This window comes from Neptunicoccus cionae, from assembly GCF_014643735.1.
GTDB lineage: Bacteria > Pseudomonadota > Alphaproteobacteria > Rhodobacterales > Rhodobacteraceae > Amylibacter > Amylibacter cionae.
Map to the genome: position 1 here is coordinate 803,674 of NZ_BMKA01000002.1, position 18,173 is coordinate 821,846.

20 protein-coding genes are annotated in these 18,173 nt (G+C 54.9%); 9 read left to right on the plus strand and 11 right to left on the minus strand.

The window, feature by feature from the left end:
• Positions 1-41: 41 nt before the first annotated feature.
• From IEX10_RS09105 to IEX10_RS09125, 5 genes are all read right to left on the minus strand, one after another.
• Positions 42-1,217 (minus strand): FAD-dependent monooxygenase, encoded by a 1,176-nt coding sequence (locus IEX10_RS09105; RefSeq protein ID WP_188673662.1) that lies wholly within the window; start codon positions 1,215-1,217, stop codon positions 42-44.
• Positions 1,207-1,869 (minus strand): HAD hydrolase-like protein, encoded by a 663-nt coding sequence (locus IEX10_RS09110; RefSeq protein ID WP_188673665.1) that lies wholly within the window; start codon positions 1,867-1,869, stop codon positions 1,207-1,209. The genes IEX10_RS09105 and IEX10_RS09110 overlap by 11 nt, the downstream gene beginning before the upstream one ends.
• A 116-nt stretch (positions 1,870-1,985) precedes the next feature.
• Positions 1,986-2,309 (minus strand): DUF8846 family protein, encoded by a 324-nt coding sequence (locus IEX10_RS09115; RefSeq protein ID WP_188673668.1) that lies wholly within the window; start codon positions 2,307-2,309, stop codon positions 1,986-1,988.
• A gap of 62 nt (positions 2,310-2,371) precedes the next feature.
• Positions 2,372-3,199, minus strand: a complete 828-nt coding sequence (dapD, locus tag IEX10_RS09120) for a 2,3,4,5-tetrahydropyridine-2,6-dicarboxylate N-succinyltransferase (protein ID WP_188673671.1) — start codon at positions 3,197-3,199, stop codon at positions 2,372-2,374.
• Between the two features lie 66 nt (positions 3,200-3,265).
• Entirely contained in the window at positions 3,266-4,186 is a 921-nt protein-coding gene (locus IEX10_RS09125) for a threonine/serine dehydratase (protein ID WP_188673675.1), read from the minus strand.
• A 97-nt stretch (positions 4,187-4,283) separates the two neighbouring features.
• Between IEX10_RS09125 and IEX10_RS09130 the strand changes: the two genes are divergently transcribed.
• On the plus strand, positions 4,284-5,153 hold the full coding sequence (locus IEX10_RS09130) for an LOG family protein (RefSeq protein WP_188673678.1): 870 nt from the start codon (positions 4,284-4,286) through the stop codon (positions 5,151-5,153).
• 69 nt (positions 5,154-5,222) lie between these two features.
• Here IEX10_RS09130 and mepA read toward each other — a convergent pair whose 3' ends face one another.
• Positions 5,223-6,209, minus strand: a complete 987-nt coding sequence (mepA, locus tag IEX10_RS09135) for a penicillin-insensitive murein endopeptidase (RefSeq protein ID WP_188673681.1) — start codon at positions 6,207-6,209, stop codon at positions 5,223-5,225.
• A gap of 3 nt (positions 6,210-6,212) precedes the next feature.
• On the minus strand, positions 6,213-7,544 hold the full coding sequence (locus tag IEX10_RS09140) for an MFS transporter (RefSeq protein ID WP_188673684.1): 1,332 nt from the start codon (positions 7,542-7,544) through the stop codon (positions 6,213-6,215).
• A gap of 177 nt (positions 7,545-7,721) precedes the next feature.
• On the opposite strand from IEX10_RS09140, the gene IEX10_RS09145 reads away from it, so the two are divergent.
• The gene (locus IEX10_RS09145; protein WP_188673687.1) at positions 7,722-8,003 is read left to right on the plus strand and encodes a YggT family protein; all 282 of its coding nucleotides are present in this window, start codon (positions 7,722-7,724) and stop codon (positions 8,001-8,003) included.
• Positions 8,004-8,009: 6 nt separating this feature from the next.
• Here the strand turns inward: IEX10_RS09145 and msrA are convergent, their stop codons facing one another.
• Positions 8,010-8,612 (minus strand): peptide-methionine (S)-S-oxide reductase MsrA, encoded by a 603-nt coding sequence (gene msrA / locus IEX10_RS09150; RefSeq protein WP_188674697.1) that lies wholly within the window; start codon positions 8,610-8,612, stop codon positions 8,010-8,012.
• Positions 8,613-8,777: 165 nt separating this feature from the next.
• On the opposite strand from msrA, the gene IEX10_RS09155 reads away from it, so the two are divergent.
• Positions 8,778-9,488, plus strand: a complete 711-nt coding sequence (locus IEX10_RS09155) for a sulfotransferase-like domain-containing protein (protein WP_188674699.1) — start codon at positions 8,778-8,780, stop codon at positions 9,486-9,488.
• 66 nt (positions 9,489-9,554) lie between these two features.
• Here the strand turns inward: IEX10_RS09155 and IEX10_RS09160 are convergent, their stop codons facing one another.
• A complete protein-coding gene (locus IEX10_RS09160) occupies positions 9,555-10,772 on the minus strand; it encodes an argininosuccinate synthase (protein WP_188673691.1) in 1,218 nt (405 codons plus the stop codon).
• Between the two features lie 133 nt (positions 10,773-10,905).
• Between IEX10_RS09160 and IEX10_RS09165 the strand changes: the two genes are divergently transcribed.
• Complete coding sequence (locus IEX10_RS09165; protein ID WP_229678488.1) at positions 10,906-11,667, plus strand: alpha/beta fold hydrolase; 762 nt, start codon at positions 10,906-10,908, stop codon at positions 11,665-11,667.
• 47 nt (positions 11,668-11,714) lie between these two features.
• Here the strand turns inward: IEX10_RS09165 and IEX10_RS09170 are convergent, their stop codons facing one another.
• On the minus strand, positions 11,715-12,059 hold the full coding sequence (locus tag IEX10_RS09170) for an Hpt domain-containing protein (RefSeq protein ID WP_188673693.1): 345 nt from the start codon (positions 12,057-12,059) through the stop codon (positions 11,715-11,717).
• Between the two features lie 158 nt (positions 12,060-12,217).
• Between IEX10_RS09170 and IEX10_RS09175 the strand changes: the two genes are divergently transcribed.
• Complete coding sequence (locus tag IEX10_RS09175; RefSeq protein ID WP_229678489.1) at positions 12,218-13,543, plus strand: PP2C family protein-serine/threonine phosphatase; 1,326 nt, start codon at positions 12,218-12,220, stop codon at positions 13,541-13,543.
• Here IEX10_RS09175 and IEX10_RS09180 read toward each other — a convergent pair whose 3' ends face one another.
• Positions 13,544-13,996, minus strand: coding sequence for an NUDIX hydrolase (locus IEX10_RS09180; protein WP_188673696.1), 453 nt, complete (start codon positions 13,994-13,996; stop codon positions 13,544-13,546).
• Positions 13,997-14,093: 97 nt separating this feature from the next.
• On the opposite strand from IEX10_RS09180, the gene hslO reads away from it, so the two are divergent.
• From hslO to IEX10_RS09200, 4 genes are read left to right on the plus strand one after another with little or no spacing between them, the layout of a single operon-like run.
• Entirely contained in the window at positions 14,094-15,101 is a 1,008-nt protein-coding gene (hslO, locus tag IEX10_RS09185) for an Hsp33 family molecular chaperone HslO (RefSeq protein ID WP_188673699.1), read from the plus strand.
• Entirely contained in the window at positions 15,091-15,738 is a 648-nt protein-coding gene (locus IEX10_RS09190; protein WP_229678490.1) for a CoA pyrophosphatase, read from the plus strand. The genes hslO and IEX10_RS09190 overlap by 11 nt, the downstream gene beginning before the upstream one ends.
• Complete coding sequence (locus IEX10_RS09195) at positions 15,722-16,876, plus strand: CCA tRNA nucleotidyltransferase (protein ID WP_188673702.1); 1,155 nt, start codon at positions 15,722-15,724, stop codon at positions 16,874-16,876. Before IEX10_RS09190 ends, IEX10_RS09195 begins: the two co-directional genes overlap by 17 nt.
• 55 nt (positions 16,877-16,931) lie before the next feature.
• On the plus strand, positions 16,932-18,158 hold the full coding sequence (locus tag IEX10_RS09200) for a class I SAM-dependent RNA methyltransferase (RefSeq protein WP_188673705.1): 1,227 nt from the start codon (positions 16,932-16,934) through the stop codon (positions 18,156-18,158).
• The last annotated feature ends 15 nt before the right edge of the window (positions 18,159-18,173 follow it).

Sequence of the window (18,173 nt, forward strand, 5' to 3'; positions counted from 1 at the left end):
GGTGCGTTTTACACACCTACTGCCGGATCACAGGCGAGACCTCAGCCGGAGATCTTGGCCTTGATGTTCAGCCAAACTGTTCGCGCCATCGTGCGCCACCCGAAACGGGATCGCACAAGCTCTGTCATTTCCTGCTCTGACAACCGACCCAACCGCTCGACCGACTTATCCCAACGCTCCGGTGAATATCCGGCGATGCGCGTGTTTACCATAAATCCGAACCTGTAATCCCGTTGGAACGCCTGCCGCGCCGCAGCTTCATATCGGCCGAGCGCTTTGTCGTCGCCATTCAAATAGGCCGTCACCTCAGCCCCGAGCAATCGACCGTATTCAACCGCAATCCTGATCCCTTCGCCCACCGTCGGAGTGGCAAAATTCGCGGAATCCCCCGTGCGCACAACCTTGCCGAATACAAGCTCCGGATCATAGGGTTCTGACGGGATAATCCCAGCATTCACTTCATAGTCCTGAGGAATTTCAATTCCGTAACGGGCCGCCTGCCCGCTGGCTTTAAAGTCTTCCATCACTTGGCGAGGTGTCAGATCGGTGTCGGGATAGATCACCCCGATCCCCAATCGCAACCGATCCCCCGGCGTTGGGAAAATCCAGCCATACCCGGTGAGCGCGGACGAACCGACAAACAGAACCGCCCTATTGGGATCAAAGTTACCGATAGGAAACTCGTATTCGATCCCAACCCCGGTGCGCTGCGGTTTGCGCCCCAGACCAAGGCTTTCGATCACGGCAGACTGCCAACCGGAGGCATCGATGACCATGGCAGAAAGAATGCTGAAACTGCCCCGCTCCCGCGAGCGGATTTGCGACAGAAACTGCCCGTCTTCCTGCTCGATGCAGCTCAGGAATTTCGCGCCGGTCATCAATTCACTGCGCTTGCCATCCGACAGACTGGCGAGGTGTTGGTAGACGGCCGTCACATCCATCACCGCCATTTTATCGTCATCCACCGCGAACCGCGCTTCCGCGTTATCGGAGAAAAAGTCGAGCTGGTCGATCACGCGGTACATCTGCGGCGGGATGCCCAACGCTTCCATATCACGTTTCCACGTGCCCCCACTGGTGCGCACCGGCAAGCCGATTTCCGCGTCCTGATGCACCACGATGCTGTGCACCTCATCCCCAAGGTGGGAGGCAACGGACAGGCCGGCAGGCCCGCCACCCACGATCAGAACGTCACATGCTATGATGTCAGTCAGCATCTAAACCTAATAGATCAAACGCTATTTCCGGCACTTCTTCGGGCGCACCAGCCAGTGAATCCGCTTCGGATTGATGCAACTCGTCCGGTTCACCAAAGCCCCACAGCGCGCCAATGCTCGGGATTTCATTATTGCGTGCGCCAAAAACATCAAACCGCCGGTCGCCAACCATAACGGTCTTGGCCGGATCAGCACCTGTTTCATCCAGCGCAAATTTCAGCAGGTCGGTTTTGTCGGCGTTTGTCCCGTCCAGTTCTGATCCGAACAGTTGCTCCACATGGGCATGAATACCGAAATGCTCGATAATTTCCTGCGCATAGACGTGGGGTTTGCTGGTGGTGATGTACATCTTTGCATCGACCTGATGCAAAGCGTCGAACATTTCGCCCACACCGTCATAAACATCGGCCAGATACATAGCCTCATCCGTGTAAAACGCGCGGTACAGATCCACCGCCTGATCCAGATCGGCACCCGGCCCAAGCAGCACGTCAAAGCTGTTCCACAAAGGCGGGCCGATGCACCATGTCAGATCATCCGCGTGGGGAACATCAACCATCCCCATTTCGCCGAGCGCGTGTTGAATGGCTTGGGTGATGCCCTCTTTAGGGTCGATCAGAGTCCCGTCGAGATCAAAGAAGAGTGTAAGCATGATAACCCGCTGCTGGTCCTGTCGCCGCCGTTATCGTTAAAATCGCGACGGATTGCCAGCCTATACCTTGAAGGAGCAGCGAAAGACCTTGCGTAGGCCCCGAACCCGATGCTGGTTCAGTCGTAAAACGGGGTCACTTGCGCCACAACGACAGAGTTTTCATCGAGCGCCCGCTGCATCAGACCTTCTTCGTCTTCGCTGATGTCATGACCTTCCGCGCGGCGTTCGGCCAATGTGCCATAGCCCGACACGTCCAAAGGCGCCATGTCCGCCTGCTTTAGGATGGCCACGGTTTCACGCACGGCTTCAGCTTCGTCGATACCGCTGGCAAAACACATCAGCGCCGCACCGGTTGCGTTTTTGGGCAAGCCGTCACTGTCGCTCCGGCCGACTTCGACCAAAAGGGTGAACACTTGTTGTTTGGAATCTGGTTTTGCCACAGGTCTTGCCTTTGTTGGCGCACCACAAGGGGGTGGTGCGCCGTTTTAATGTAATAGACTGCTTAGTCGCGCAGCAGCTCGTTGATCGAAGTTTTAGAGCGTGTTTGCGCATCCACCCGTTTCACAATCACGGCGCAGTACAGGTTCACACCGTTCTTGGACGGCATGGAGCCAGATACCACAACCGAACCGGACGGCACTTCGCCGTACATCACTTCGCCTGTTTCACGATCTACGATTTTGGTGGACTGGCCGATAAACACCCCCATCCCCAGAACGGACCCTTCGCGCACGATGCAGCCTTCGACCACCTCGGAGCGCGCACCAATGAAGCAGTTGTCTTCAATAATGGTCGGGCCAGCCTGCATGGGCTCCAGAACGCCGCCGATGCCTACACCACCGGACAGGTGTACGTTTTTACCGATTTGCGCGCAGCTTCCGACAGTGGCCCAAGTGTCGACCATGGTGCCTGTGTCCACATAGGCGCCAAGGTTCACGAACGACGGCATCAACACCACACCCGGTGCGACATAGGCAGATTTGCGCACGATGCAGTTTGGTACAGCGCGAAAGCCTGCGTCCTTCCACTGCGCATCGTCCCAGCCTTTGAACTTGCTGTCGACCTTGTCCCACCAACCAGCACCTTGCGGGCCACCGGATTGTTGTTCCATGTCTTTCAGACGAAAGCCCAGCAGAACGGCCTTCTTTGCCCACTGGTTTACATGCCAGTCACCATTGTCCTGACGCTCTGCAACCCGCAGTTTGCCGCTGTCCAACGCATTCAGCGTATCCTCGATCGCGTCACGGGTTTCGCCCGTTGTGGCCGGAGTGATCGCGTCACGATCTTCCCAAGCGGCTTCGATGGCGGATTCAAGCTGTGCATTAGACATATCGGTTTTCCGTTCTGATGGTCTGAAGTTCCAAGGCGCTATAGCCCTAAAGCGCCCGCCGCGCAATCACCCGAACGGGTCTTCGGACAAGTTGCTGCCGCACAAAAGAACGGCCACCTTCTCATCCGGTGCAGGCTCGTACGCACCGCACATCAGGGCAGACAAGGCTGTTGCCCCCGCAGGTTCAACCAACTGGCGGGTTTCCTTCCACAAAGCGGCCTGCGCTGTCAGGATTGCATCATCAGGCACCAAGACACTTTCAACCTGCGTTTCTTGTGCAAGATCAAAACAAATCTGTCCGATTTTACCCGCCCCCAGCGCATTGGCAGCAACGCCACTCACATCCACTTGGGTCGGCGCGCCTGCGGCCAGCGCGGCGTTCAATGTCGGGGCCAGTGCCGGTTCCACCGCAACGATCTTGCGCCGTTTACCAAGCCACGCCATCGCGCCACCGATCAGCCCGCCACCGCCAACTGCGATCAAAATAGTGTCTGCATCAAGATCTTGCTCTTCCCATTCCAGTGCAACCGTGCCTTGCCCCGCAACAGTTGGGTTCGCGTCATATGCATGCACCTGCATCGCGCCGGTTTCGGCTTCATAGGCTTGTGCCGCCGTCAGTGCGTTGGCATAAACGCCGCCGACCACTTCCAGATCCGCACCACATCGTTCGATCAGGCCGATTTTGGCAGGTCCCGCCAGCTCCGGCACAAAAATCTTCGCCCGATGGCCCAGCTTTTGCGCCGCATAGGCCACGGCTGCGCCGTGGTTCCCACCCGAAGCGGCCACCAGACCTGATTTGGGCACATCCAAAGACAGCAGCGTATTGAAAGCGCCGCGTGCCTTAAAGCTGCCGGTATGTTGCACCTGCTCCAGTTTGAACGACACGGGATAGCCAAGGCCGAAGCCGTCAACTTCCAGTACCGGCGTGCGCAGCACATGGGGCGCAACCCGCTGATAGGCTGCGGTAATTTCTGTTTGCCAATTCATAACTTTAGTCTTCCCGATTTCTTGACCTGACACGGACGTTGCAAAAGGCTAGACGACAGGCAATGCTGGTGCAACACAGAACCAAGAGGCTTTATCAATGGCACGTAAACAGAATACTTTTCCAAACGCCGAAGACGACATTAGCAGAGCAGCAGGCGTCCCCGAGACCCCGCAAACCCGTTCTCCGGCCTATCGACTGGCTTTTGCCGACGATGATTTCTTGTGTCGCGATGAATTGCGGGGCACCCGTATCCAGCTTGAAATGCTTAAGCCCGAGTTAATTCTCGCGGAAAAAGGCATCGAAAGCACGGTTGTGATGTTCGGTGGCGCACGCATTCCCGAACCATCACGCAAGGATGAAGCCCGCACCGAAACCCTCGCCGAGTTGTCGAAATACTATGACCAAGCCCGCGAATTTGCGCGGTTGATGACGATCAAGTCGATGGAAAGCTACGGGCGCGAAGATGTGATCGTCACGGGCGGCGGCCCCGGTGTGATGGAGGCGGGCAACCGTGGTGCTGCGGATGCGGGCGGTGCGTCCATGTCGCTGAACATCGTGCTGCCCCATGAACAGGCGCCAAACGAATACTGCACGCCGGACCTTTGCTTCAACTTCCACTACTTCGCCACCCGCAAAATCCACTTCCTGATGCGCGCCAAGGCGATCACGGTGTTTCCAGGCGGTTTCGGGACGCTCGACGAACTGTTTGAGACCCTGACCCTGATCCAGACAGGGCGGATGGAACGGATGCCGGTTCTGCTGTTCGGTGAGGAGTTCTGGCGCAAGATCATTAACTGGGATGCGCTGGCAGATGCGGGCACGATCTCGGCGGAGGACATCAAGCTGTTCCATTTTGTCGAAACCGCCGCAGAAGCCGTTCAGATCATTGAAGATTTCAAGGAAATCGTCGAGCCTCTGGACGAACCGCTGATTGATTCAACCATACCGGAACAATCCGTCAGCTAACGCTCGCGCGGATCAAACAAAAGGGGCGCAATCTGGGATTGCGCCCCCGTGGTGCGAAACGGATCGCTGTCAGTTGCTTTGCAAGACAGTCATACACTGCTTGGGCAGATCAGCCATTGTATAATCCCTCGCACCCCGTTTACGCGGCGTCTTTTTCGCTGGCTTTTTCTTTTTTTGCGTCACTTTCTTCGGCGGGTTCAGATAATCCGTCACCCACCAGTTCAGCGTTGCATCACACCCGTCGCCGCCTTTGGACAGGGCTTTGACCGTCGGCGTCTGGTTGATACATCCCGCCTGTCCGCGCGGACACTTCAGGCGCACGTGGAAATGGGTGTTATGGCCGTAAAGGGGACGGACCTTTTGCAGCCACTTCCGGTTGCCTCTGGTATTGTTGCACATCCAGATTTTTGCCGGAGCGGTGATAAAAATACGGTCCACGCGAGGATCTTCGGCGGCCCGTTTGATGATATTTGCGTGCTGCTGGGTCCAATTGCTGTTGACGCTGCGCTGATCACCGGATCGCACATTGGTTGAGGACAGACGCTCTCGTTCGGATCGGCTAAGGTTCAGACGGGATGCACGATAAAGCCAGATGTCCGCGTCCAGACCCAACTGGTGGGACTGGTGCCCCGACAGCATCGGCCCGCCCCGCGCTTGCGAAATGTCGCCAAGATACAGACCCGACCACCCCGGCTGGGTGGCGGCATAGGCGCTAAGATCTTTCAGAAACTGTATCGTCTCGGGATGACCCCAGTGCCGATTCCGGCTCAGTCGCATGGCCTGCCAAGTCGGCCCGTTTTCCGGCAGTTGGACCCCGCCAGCAAGACAGCCCTTCGCATAGGTGCCAATGGCTGCGGGTTTGTGACGGGATGGCGCGCCTTTAGACCCGAACAGCCGATTCGCCTTGGTGCCAGAAGTGGATTTTCGAATAATCTGCGCTTTAGGCTCGGGCGCCAGTCCCGCCCCGTCCCGCGGTGTTTGCTCTGACTGTGCCAGCACCGGAAAACCCAAGACACAGGCCAGCACAGCCCCCCCCACCACAACAGAAAATCGCATAATCTACTCCTTTGATGTATCAACCCACTTCAACATTATCAGTCCGATACCGAACAATAATATAATTGGTAGTGAAATTCCAAACCGCTGGCTACCGGTAGCAAGCACACAGATGCCGATCAGCATCGGAGCGATGAAAGTTGTGGCACGGCCGGACAGCGCATAAAGGCCGAATGCCTCGGTCAGTCGGTCGTCTTTCACCTGATGCACCAGTAAGGTACGAGAGGCCGCCTGTATGGTCCCCCCTGCCGCACCGATAGAAGCGCCGCAGATCATAAACAATGTGTCCGGCAGGCTGCTACCCGCGGCGAGTTCAACGCCAAACACGGCTTCGCGGCCGGTTCCGGCAATAAGAACGCAGACGCCGATCAGGATCGAAATCGACAACACCACGACAAACTTCGGCCCCATCCATTTATCGAGATACCCGCCAAGCCAGCAAAACAACGCCCCTGCTGCGATTGACACAATGCCGTAGACCCCAAGCTGGCCGATCTCCCAGCCCAGAACCCCCGTGGCGTAGATTCCCCCGAACGAATAAAGCCCGTTCAACGCATCACGGTAGAACATGGAAGACCCAAGGTACATGGCAAAGCTGCGCCGCTCCGGCAGGCTGCGGATGGTGTGCCACAGCCCTTGCAACGCGTGTCCGACAGCGCCAACAGCCCGCTTGCGCCGCTCTACATCCGGTACCCAAAAGAAAAACGGCAGGATGAAAATAAAATACCAGAGTGCGGTTAATGGCCCGAGCACGCGCTTGTCCTCTCCCAAGGTTGGATCAAGCCCGAGGATCGGATCAATGCCAATAATGGTTTTGCCTTCGGATAAGACGACAACAAAGAGAATCGCGAGGATCAGTGCGAAAAAGCCACCCAGATAACCAAATGCCCAGCCACTGCCCGAGATGCGACCCAGATCATCCTTTTCTCCCAGAGTTGGTAAGATTCCGTTTACAAATATCTGCGATAACTCGACCCCGATCAGCCCGATTGAGAAGGAGATCAAAATCCAGAAAACCGTTTCCATTTGGGGCAAGGCAAACCAAAGCCCTGCCGCCCCGACGATGTAAAACAGTGAAAACAAAAATATCCACGGCTTACGCGGGCCGGTGGTGTCCGAAATCGCCCCGAGTATCGGGGCTGCGATGGCAATGGAAATCCCTGTCACAGTCAGCATCAGGCTCCAATAAGCTGTGCCTGTTTCCTTATCGGGCGCGACAAAGTCAGTGAAATAGGGGGCAAAGAAAAATGTGATCAGCAATGTGTGATAAGGCTGCGCTGCCCAGTCATAAAAGAACCAGCCCCATACGGATTTTTTTGAGGGTAAGGTGGACATAGGGTGGTTCCTTAATGAGTTCTCGTCGCCGGAGTAGAACCCGTTTCCGCAAAGCCGCGCAAGGATTAACACATCGTCAAGCGGACTTCGCCGTAACGCCAGCTTAACCCTGCCGCGGCATCTTGCGTTGGAGCCTTGCAGACACTAGGTCTCTATCAAAGCAAAATGGGAATACAGATGACCACTCTCGGACTTATCCTTCTCGCCATTCTAAATGTTGCATGGTGGATTTTGATCGCGCATATCGTGATTGGCTGGCTGGTGAACTTTCAGGTTCTGAATATGCGCCAACCTATTGTTGCGCAAATCTACTTTGGCCTGAACCGCATATTGGAACCGATCTACGAACCGATCCGCCGCTTCCTGCCGCCGACTGGCGGGCTGGATTTCTCGCCGATTATCGTGTTTTTGGGAATTGTCGTGCTGCGGATCGTCATCACGCAGAACATGATCTACTGATCCAGATCATCCGTTTGGCAGGCTATGCGCCGATGCGCCCCATAAGGCGCGGATGCGCTGGTCCCGCCCGCAGGCATCGCGGTATCTTTTGTAGGCGTCTTTGCGGGTGATCAACCCGTACCGCGTTAAGGCTTTCTTCGAACTTTTGTAATAATCCTGATGGTAGGCCTCAGCTGGATAAAAAGCCGCCGCTTTCAGGATCGGGGTTACAATCCGTTGGCCAAGCGCAGCTTCGGCCTTTGCTTTTGAAACGCGCGCGGTTTTTTCCTGCCTAGCACTCACCGGAAAGACCGCGGTACGATAACTGTCGCCACGATCGCAAAACTGTCCACCGGCATCCGTCGGATCGACCGAGCGCCAGAATTTGTGCAACAAGCTGGCATAGCTGATCTTCGCCGGATCAAAGCGGATCAAAACTGCCTCGTAATGACCGGTCCCGCCCTTAGATACGGTTTTGTAATTCGCCTTAGCCGCCGACCCGCCAATAAAGCCCGTTTGCGCATCCAGTACACCGGGGAGCGCTTCAAAATCGGACTCTACGCACCAAAAACACCCCCCTGCAAAAATCGCATCCTCAGCCAAGGCAGGCTTCAAAGGTGCAATTCCCATTAGGATTGTCAGGGCGAACAGACGAAGATTATCTTTGGTACGGAGCACAGGAGAACAATTCTTTCGCTAATCAAGGTTTATTGTTACTGCGAATTCACACGTTCACTTACAATTAACAACTCGGTGATAAATGTGACTTCCAAAGATAAACCGCTAAAAATTGCCATGTGGTCCGGCCCCCGCAATCTTTCAACAGCGATGATGTATTCTTTCGCGCAACGCCCCGACACAGAGGTCTGGGACGAACCTTTCTACGCCGCCTATTTGAAAGCAACCGGTCTTGACCACCCGATGGGGGCCGAAATTCAGGCCGCAGGGGAACGGGACCCAGATGCCGTAATCAATGCCTGCACCGGAGCCGGCCCTCTAGGCAAATCAGTCTTCTATCAAAAGCACATGACTCAACACATGATTGATGGGGTGGATCGCTCCTGGGTCAAACGAATGACCAACGTATTCCTGATTCGCGACCCAGCGCGGGTTTTAGCCTCTTACGACAAAAAACGGGGCAACCCCACACTGGACGATATTGGCTTTCGCCAGCAAGCAGAGCTGATTGATCTGGTGTGCGAAGTCGACGGGCGTGCGCCGATTGTCATAGACAGCGCCGACATTCGGGAAGCCCCTGAAACAATGCTCCGACTTCTTTGTCAGAATCTCAGCATTCCGTTTGACCCCAAGATGCTGTCATGGCCGAAAGGCGGCAATCCTCAAGATGGGGTTTGGGCGCCTCATTGGTACGGCGCGGTCTGGAACAGCACAGGGTTCGCCGGGGCAGAGGGACCGTTGCCGGATGTTTCTGAACACTTGAAACACGTTCTGGAACAGGCGCAGGAAATCTATGACCGGATCGCGCCGCTGAAACTGAAGTCCTAAAAACCAGGGCGCGGCTGTAAAGAAAAATGCCGGAATTGGATGCTCCGGCATTTTTCTCATAGGACTTTAGCGGTTGTTACGTGCCGCAAGCAGTTTCAAACGCAGGGCGTTTATTTTGATAAATCCAGCCGCGTCCGCCTGATCATAGGCACCCGCATCGTCTTCGAACGTCACGTGCTGCTCGGAATACAGGCTATCATCGGACCAACGTGCGACCGTGTTTACGGATCCCTTGTACAGTTTAACCCGCACAACGCCGTTCACATGGGTCTGGCTCTGATCGATCAAAGCCTGCAACATCTCCCGCTCCGGGCTGTACCAATACCCGTTATAGATCAGCTCTGCATATTTTGGCATCAGCTCATCTTTCAGATGGGCTGCCCCCCGATCAAGCGTTATCGATTCAATCCCACGGTGGGCTTCCAGCATGATTGTCCCGCCCGGCGTTTCGTAAACGCCACGGGATTTCATACCGACATAGCGACCTTCCACAAGATCAAGCCGACCAATCCCGTGCTTGCCACCCAATTCATTCAAAGCAGTCAGCATTTCAGCTGGCGTTTTTTCTTCGCCGTTCAATGCAACCGGATCACCTTTGCTATAGGTAATCTCGATAAATTCCGGCGTTTCAGGCGCGTCCTCAGGGTTAACGGTGCGTTGATAGACGTAATCTGGCGCTTCTTGAGCCGGATCTTCCAGAACCTTGCCCTCCGAAGACGTGTGTAGCAGGTTTGCATCCACTGAAAACGGCGCTTCGCCCCGCTTGTCCTTGGCAATCGGAATCTGGTTTTCTTCAGCGAATGCCAGCAATTTGGTCCTACTGGAGAGGTCCCATTCCCGCCAAGGCGCAATCACCTTGATTTCGGGGTCAAGCGCATAAGCGGAAAGCTCGAAACGCACTTGATCATTGCCTTTACCCGTCGCACCGTGCGCCACGGCATCCGCACCGGTTTCCTTGGCAATCTCCACAAGCCGCTTGGAAATCAGGGGCCGCGCGATAGACGTCCCAAGCAGGTACAGCCCCTCGTAAACAGCGTTAGCGCGGAACATGGGGAAAACGAAATCGCGGACAAATTCTTCACGCACATCTTCGATAAAAATGTTTTCCGGCTTAATCCCCAGCAGTTCCGCTTTTTTGCGCGCTGGGTCAAGTTCTTCACCCTGCCCCAAATCTGCTGTAAAAGTCACAACTTCACAATCATATTCGGTTTGCAACCATTTCAAAATGATCGAAGTGTCCAGCCCGCCAGAATAAGCCAGAACTACTTTTTTCGGTGCCGCCATCGAGCCTTCTCCTAAAAACCGTAAATTTTTCTCGCGTCTATTTGGTTTTTTAACTCTCGACAAGGGGACATAGTGTCCGCACCATAGGCGCCACATACGCCCTTCGCTCTAAAATTACCGGAACCTCTCAGCAATGATATTGAATTCTTACAGTTTCGGTGAAGAAACCGGCATACCCCTCGTTATCGTTCACGGCCTATTTGGATCGGCACGCAACTGGCACAGTCTCGCGCGGAACCTGGCCCGAGACCGATGGGTCGTGTCAGTCGATCTACGCAATCATGGCCATAGCGGTTGGAGTGACTCTAACAGTTACGACGATCTGGCGGCAGATCTAAGCGAAACTATCGACACGATAGGCGGACACGCAACCGTTTTGGGGCATTCCATGGGTGGCAAGGCTGCCATGATGCTCGCCGCTACGGCGCCGGAAATGATCGAACGGCTTATAGTGGCAGACATTGCGCCGGTGACTTATGCGCATAATCAGTCCAATAATATTTCCATAATGCAGGCACTGCCGCTGGAGGAAATCACCAGACGCTCCGAGGCGCAATCGTGGTTACATCAAAAAACGGGGGATCCCGCCCTTGCCGCCTTCTTTTCCCAAAGTTTGGAATTTCACGACGGACGGGCGCGGTGGCTTTTAAACAATGAAGTTCTGGACGCAGATATGCCAAAAATTGTGGGATTTCCAGACGTCGACTTTTGCTTTGACAAACCCACTTTAGCCATAAAGGGCGGAGACTCGGATTATGTCGATGTCGACGGACAGCTTGCGTTGGAAAATAAGTTTTCCCAGTTAACATTAGCAACAGTCCCACAAGCCGGTCACTGGCTGCACGCCGAAAAGCCGAAAGAGTTTCTATCCATCGTAAAAGATTTCCTGAGCTGAAGGTAGTCATCATAAGGATACGGATCAAAAGGGTGTTATACATTGGATCAGCATTCTGCCGAAAGATTGGCTGTAAACTCTTTTAATAACAGCAACTTAGAACCTCTGTAAATTTGATCTACAACTGCGACAGATACATCAGCAACTTGACCGTTCTCAGCCTGCTTTTCCCCGCGCGCACAATTATCGGCAAAGGCCTCAAACCCTAGATTCGACGCACATCCCTTCAGAAAATGAAGCGTGGCGGCAATCTTCGGGCCATCATCCGGCGGTATGGCATACAATTCCTGAATTGCCTCTTCGACTTCTGTAAGAAACAACGAGATAACATCGGCGGTGTCGCCCGGCCCAAGGTCTTCTTCCAACTGCTTTAGCTGTGCCCAATTGATCATGCCTATGCGTTTCCCGTGCTAGATTGGCGCCCTGATGCAATGAAAACCGGAAAATCTGAATTTTAGGTTAATCCCAATCGTGAAATAAATTGGCGCGTGTAGACGATTTATTAAAGGTTTCCCGCGATTCTGAGTCTTGATCATTCAAAGGTCTCAACGTGGAAAATACTGAAATCACACATGATATCCAATCGGGCCTGCTGGACCCGGCCCGGGACAAACCTCTGCGCGTTCTCGTCGTGGATGACAGCAACTTGCAACGAAAGATTGTTACTCTCAATCTTCAGAAGTGGGGGTACCGGGTTCTTGAGGCCTCTAGCGGTGTTAAAGCGCTAGAAATCTGCACGCGCGAGCCTATCGATCTGGTGCTAAGTGATTGGATGATGCCGGAAATGGATGGTTTGGAGTTTTGCAAACAGTTTCGTCAAATGGAACGAAATACCTACGGGTATTTCATTCTCCTGACGTCCAAAAACGAAAAAAATGATGTTGCTGAGGGGTTGCATATCGGGGCCGATGATTTCTTATCAAAACCAGTGGACACTGCCGAACTGAAGGCGCGAATTCGCGCTGGTGAACGTGTGCTGGATATGGAGAAAGCCCTGACCGCGCAAAATGCAACACTCGCGAATACACTTGATGAACTCCAGATCCTTTATGAAGAGATTAACAAAGATCTAATAGAGGCTGAAAAACTTCAAAAATCATTGCTCCCTCCCCCTTTTAGAAAGGGTCGTTACGGGGATATGTCAGTACTTTTCCAGCCCAGCAGCCATGTGGGCGGGGATCTTGTCGGTTTTTTCAATTTCACAGACACGCGCTTGGGCCTGTATTCGATAGACGTGTCTGGACACGGGGTTTCATCGGCCCTGCTTACGGCTCGATTGGCCGGGTATCTCAGCGGGCACAATCGCGAACAGAATGTCGCGTTTGATCATATTGGTGATGGGATATACCGGCAACGTGCGCCCGCTGACATAGCAGCGTCACTTAATCAGCTAATGATTGAGGAGCTTGCCACGGAGCTGTATTTTACGATGGTTTTCGCTGACGTCGACTTAACCTCCGGCGTGGTCGAAATGGTTCAGGCGGGACATCCTCATCCAATTATTTCCAGAAATTCGCAAGGCGCCGGATTCTTGGGGCAAGGCGGTCCGCCAATTGGTTTGATGCCTGACATGAAATACGAAACAGTCACTTTCACGATCTTTCCGGGTGATCGTTTGTTGTTATATTCCGATGGGTTAACAGAATGCCAGAATTTCGACGGTGACCTTTTCGACGATACCAACTTGCTACGGATCATCGAAGCCAATTCAGCAAGCACTGGGGCGGAGTTCCTCTCGGATTTGACATGGGAACTTACGCAGTTCGCACAGGGAAGGCCGTTCGGGGATGATTTGTCCGCAATAATGTTTGAATTTAAAAACTATGGGACACTGCCAGTTTCCATGCCGAACGAAAGGAGACTTGCTCATACCTAATTAAACCGTTGACGGTTTCACTCTGCAGACACGCTGAACGAAAGACCGGTCGCCGCTGTTGCTCAGCATTTCGACAGCCTCTCGCGGGCTCGCCCAAAGAACTTCATGATCCGGTTCGGTTGGACGGCCGATGCGTAGCGCTGAAGCGCAAATATAGATGTGGCAGACTTTGCGCGCCCAAAGCCGGTATTCCGGCATGTAAGTATATCGCTGATAAGCCCCGATACGGCGCGGGGTGGTGATATGGTAGCCGGTTTCTTCGTAAACCTCGCGGTGCAGCGCTTGGAGGGGTGTTTCGCCGGGATCAATGCCACCGCCCGGCAATTGGATTTCCGGAAGCTCTGCATTTTGCAGCGTTAACATCAGATCGCGCCCGTGCGCGATAATGCCATAAGCGCCTGCCCGCTGGGTATAGGCTACCCCGTTCCGTTTCGGTTCACCGAAGCGTCTCATACCTGTTCCCTCAAAGAATTTACGTCCCCGCAGGGGCACTGCATTTGCACTTATCCGAAAACAACACTATTTCCACGCAGTAACAAGGATAAGAACCATGCACACTGAAAAAGACACTAAACGCTGGGATGACATCATCCTGCCTTTCCAACTGGATCGCGCCGATGTTCGCGGTCGTGTGGCCCGGCTCGACTCTACGCTCGATCAAATCTTGCGCCAGCACGATTATCCCGCAGTCGTGTCCGGTCAGGTTGCGGAAGCTGCGCTTTTGACCGCGCTCATCGGTCAGACCATTGATTTGCGGTGGAAACTTTCCATCCAAATTCGCGGCGATGGCCCATTGCGCATCATTGCGACCGACTATTTCGCCCCCAAGAGCGAGGCCGAACCTGCCAGAATTCGCGCGTACGCAAGCTTTGATGCCGATGCAATCGAGGCGAGCTCACTTGCCCCATTTGACCTGCTTGGCAAGGGTATGTTTGCGATCCTGATCGATCAGGGCAAAGGCACCCAGCCTTACCAGGGAATCACCCCCCTGACCGGAGGGTCGCTGTCGGCTTGTGCGGAGAATTATTTTGCCCATTCCGAACAACTGCCCACCCGTTTCGTAACCGCGGCAGCACAAGAAATCGGTCAATCTGACGGTCCGGCTTGGCGCGCGGGCGGCGTAATGTTGCAACATATGCCCAAAGCATCGCCTTTTGCGAAACCGTCAGAAGAATTGCAGGTCGAAACAGACCAGCCGAACAGCCCAGAACAGGATGAAGCGGCCTCATACGACAACGAGGAAAACTGGAACCGTGCGTCGATTCTGTTGGATTCCGTGGAAGAAATGGAACTGATCGGGCCCCATGTCGGCCAGCAACAACTGTTGCGCCGTCTGTTTCACGAAGAAACCCCGCGCGTTTTCCCTGCGCAGCCGGTCGAGTTCGGCTGCACCTGTGGTGAGGACAAAGTGCGCCAAACCATGTCGATCTATTCTGCGAAAGACATTCAGAAAATGACGGCCGACAATGGCATGGTTACGGCGGACTGCCAATTCTGCGGCGCCCATTACGAACTGCCGCCCGAGACATTGGGGAAAGACGCACCGGATGCCACTTGAAGGGGATCAACGGGATCACGAGGATATGCTGGCGCGGGTTGAAACCGCACTTGCAGGTCCTCGTCTGCAGGACGGGTCGTCCGATTTCGATCTGAATCAGGACGGTGCAGATCCGTCGTGGAAATTTCGCCCCGCCGCGGTTCTTGTGCCGATTATTTCAGCGGCGGACGGCCCGAAACTGGTACTCACCAAAAGGGCTGCGCACCTTAAGCATCACCCCGGGCAGGTCTCCTTTCCCGGCGGCAAGGTCGAAACCAGCGACAATTCGGTTGAGGATGCCGCCCTGCGCGAGGCTTTTGAAGAAATCGGCCTTCGCCGCAAACACGCGCGTCTGATCGGGCGGTTGCCCTGCCATAAGACTGTTACCGGATTTGAAGTGCACCCCGTTGTGGCGGAAATCTCAACCGATTTCGCCTCTCTCGGTGATCCGGGCGAAGTGGAAGAAGTGTTTCAGGTGCCCTTGGAACATGTTCTCAACCCTGCGAACTACTTCATTGAGGGACGTGTCTGGATGGGCAAACCGCGGCGATATTTTGTGGTGCCCTATGGCCCCTATTACATCTGGGGCGCGACCGCTCGGATGCTGCGGTTGCTGGCGGAAACCGTCGGGCGGGATGGTCATGCAAATCACGGCTGACTGGCTGCGAGACAGCGCATCCCAAGCATTGCTAGGCGCGCTGACTGAACGGGGTTTTCAAGCTTATTTTGTGGGGGGATGCGTGCGCAACGCCCTGCTGGATGCGCCGGTTTCGGATTTGGATGTGGCGACCTCTGCACTGCCCGAAGATGTCCAAACCATTATGAAAAACAAAGGGTTCCGGACCGTTCCTACAGGGATCGAACACGGTACGATCACTGTTCTGATCGACAACCACAGCTTTGAAGTGACCAGTTTTCGCAAGGACGTGGAGACCTTCGGCCGCCGTGCTGTGGTCGCCTTTTCCACCGATATTGCAGACGATGCGCGACGGCGGGATTTCACCATGAACGCGCTTTACGTCGGGGCCGACGGAGCGATCGTTGACCCGCTGAATGGCCTCCCCGATCTTATCGCGCGCCGGTTGCGTTTTATTGAGGATGCGGACCGCCGCATCAAGGAAGACTACCTCCGTATCCTGCGATATTTCCGCTTTTTTGCTTGGTATGGCGATCAGTCTGCCGGTCTCGATCCCGAGGCACTGGCCGCGATCAGCGAAAATCTAGATGGGTTGGATAAGCTATCAAAAGAGCGGATCGGCGCAGAGATGCGCAAGCTGTTGAGGGCCGAAACACCGGAAATGGCGCTCTCCGCGATGGAGCAAACCGGCGTTCTGGGGCGCATCCTGTCGGGGGCGAGCACCCGCAGCTTTGCCCCACTCGTGCATCTCGAACAGCAGCTTGGTCTGGCTGCGGACTGGCTGCGCCGCTTGCTGGTTCTTGGGGGCGAGGGTCTGAAAAACGCGCTCCGCCTTAGTAATGCGGATGCAGCGCGTATCCGTCAGTATCGTCAGGCCAACGAACAAGCACTCTCCCCAAAAATCGCCGCCTATCGTTTCGGACGGGATACAGGGCTGGATCTGGCGCTGGTTCAAGCGGCGAGCCTTGGTGTGCCAATCGATCCGAGCATCCTTTCGCAGGTCGATCAAGGGGCGGAGGCCCGTTTTCCGGTGGCCGCAAAAGACCTGCAAGGGTTTGAAGGCAAGGCGCTTGGCGATAAACTGCGCGAATTGGAGAATACGTGGATCGAATCCGGTTTCACACGCTCCAAAGCTGACCTATTGAACGGGCTATCCTGACGCCACGGATCACAGATCTCTTTCGGCGTGCAGTGTTTTTCTATAAGGCAACGGAATGACAGAACTTACAATCGAGACATTGGGCAGCCAAGGCGATGGCGTTGGTACCCTTGACGGGACCGAGATTTTTGCAGCTTACACCGCGCCCGGCGAAACGGTCAGTGGCGAACTGGTTGGTGATCGGCTGGAAAATGTGCGCATTCTGGACCCCGCACCGATCCGCGTCAAAGCGCCCTGTCGCCACTTCAAAACCTGTGGTGGATGCGCGACCCAGCATATTCGCGGCGATTTTCTGGCAGATTGGAAGCGCGGGATTGTGGATACAGCGCTGAAACGGCAAGGGATCGAAGCCACCTTCCGTGAGACGGTTACCAGCCCGCCCAATTCGCGGCGACGGGCCGTGTTTACCGGCAAGCGGACGAAGTCCGGCGCGATGCTCGGCTTTCATGCCAGAAGCTCTGATCAACTGGTGGCGATTGAAACTTGTACTTTGCTCGATCCGGAAATTCTGAACGGTTTCAACGGACTGAAGTCGCTGGTGCAACTTGCTGCAACCCGTAAAGGCTCTGTCCGGCTGTCCGTTTCGACCAGCCTTGGTGGCTTGGACGTAGACCTGACCGAGGCGAAACCGATGGACACCGGCATCATGCAGGATGTGGTGAAAATCGCCCATGACAGCGGATTTGCCCGTGTGTTCTGGAATGGCGAGATTGTTCTGGAACGTCAGCCCGCACAACAAGAGTTCGGCGGCGCATTTGTGACCCCGCCCAATGGTGCCTTTCTGCAAGCCACCGCCCACGGTGAAGCGGCTTTGTGGGATTCGATTTCCGAAATTGTTGGCAAAAGCAAATCCGTGCTTGATCTGTTCGCCGGTTGCGGAACGTTTTCGTTGCCGCTGGCCCGTACCGCCGAGGTAGTTGCGATTGAATCAAGCCAGCCGATGCTGGACGCAATGGATCGGGGCTGGCGTCAAGCGATAGGGCTGAAGAAATTGCGCACGGTCCAACGGGATCTGTTCCGCAATCCGCTGTTGTCCGACGAATTCAAAGCCTATGACGCCGTGGTGATGGACCCGCCCCGCGCTGGTGCTAAGGAGCAAACCCGCCACATCGCAGATAGCGGCGTGACCAAAATTGCCTTTGTGTCCTGCAACCCTGCCACCTTTGCCCGCGATGCACGCACGCTGCTGGATGGTGGTTTCTCCCTTGAATGGGTGCAGGTTGTGGATCAGTTTCTTTGGTCCGGTCACTGCGAATTGGTCGCGCATTTCTCCCGTCGTTAATACTGTTTTTCATAC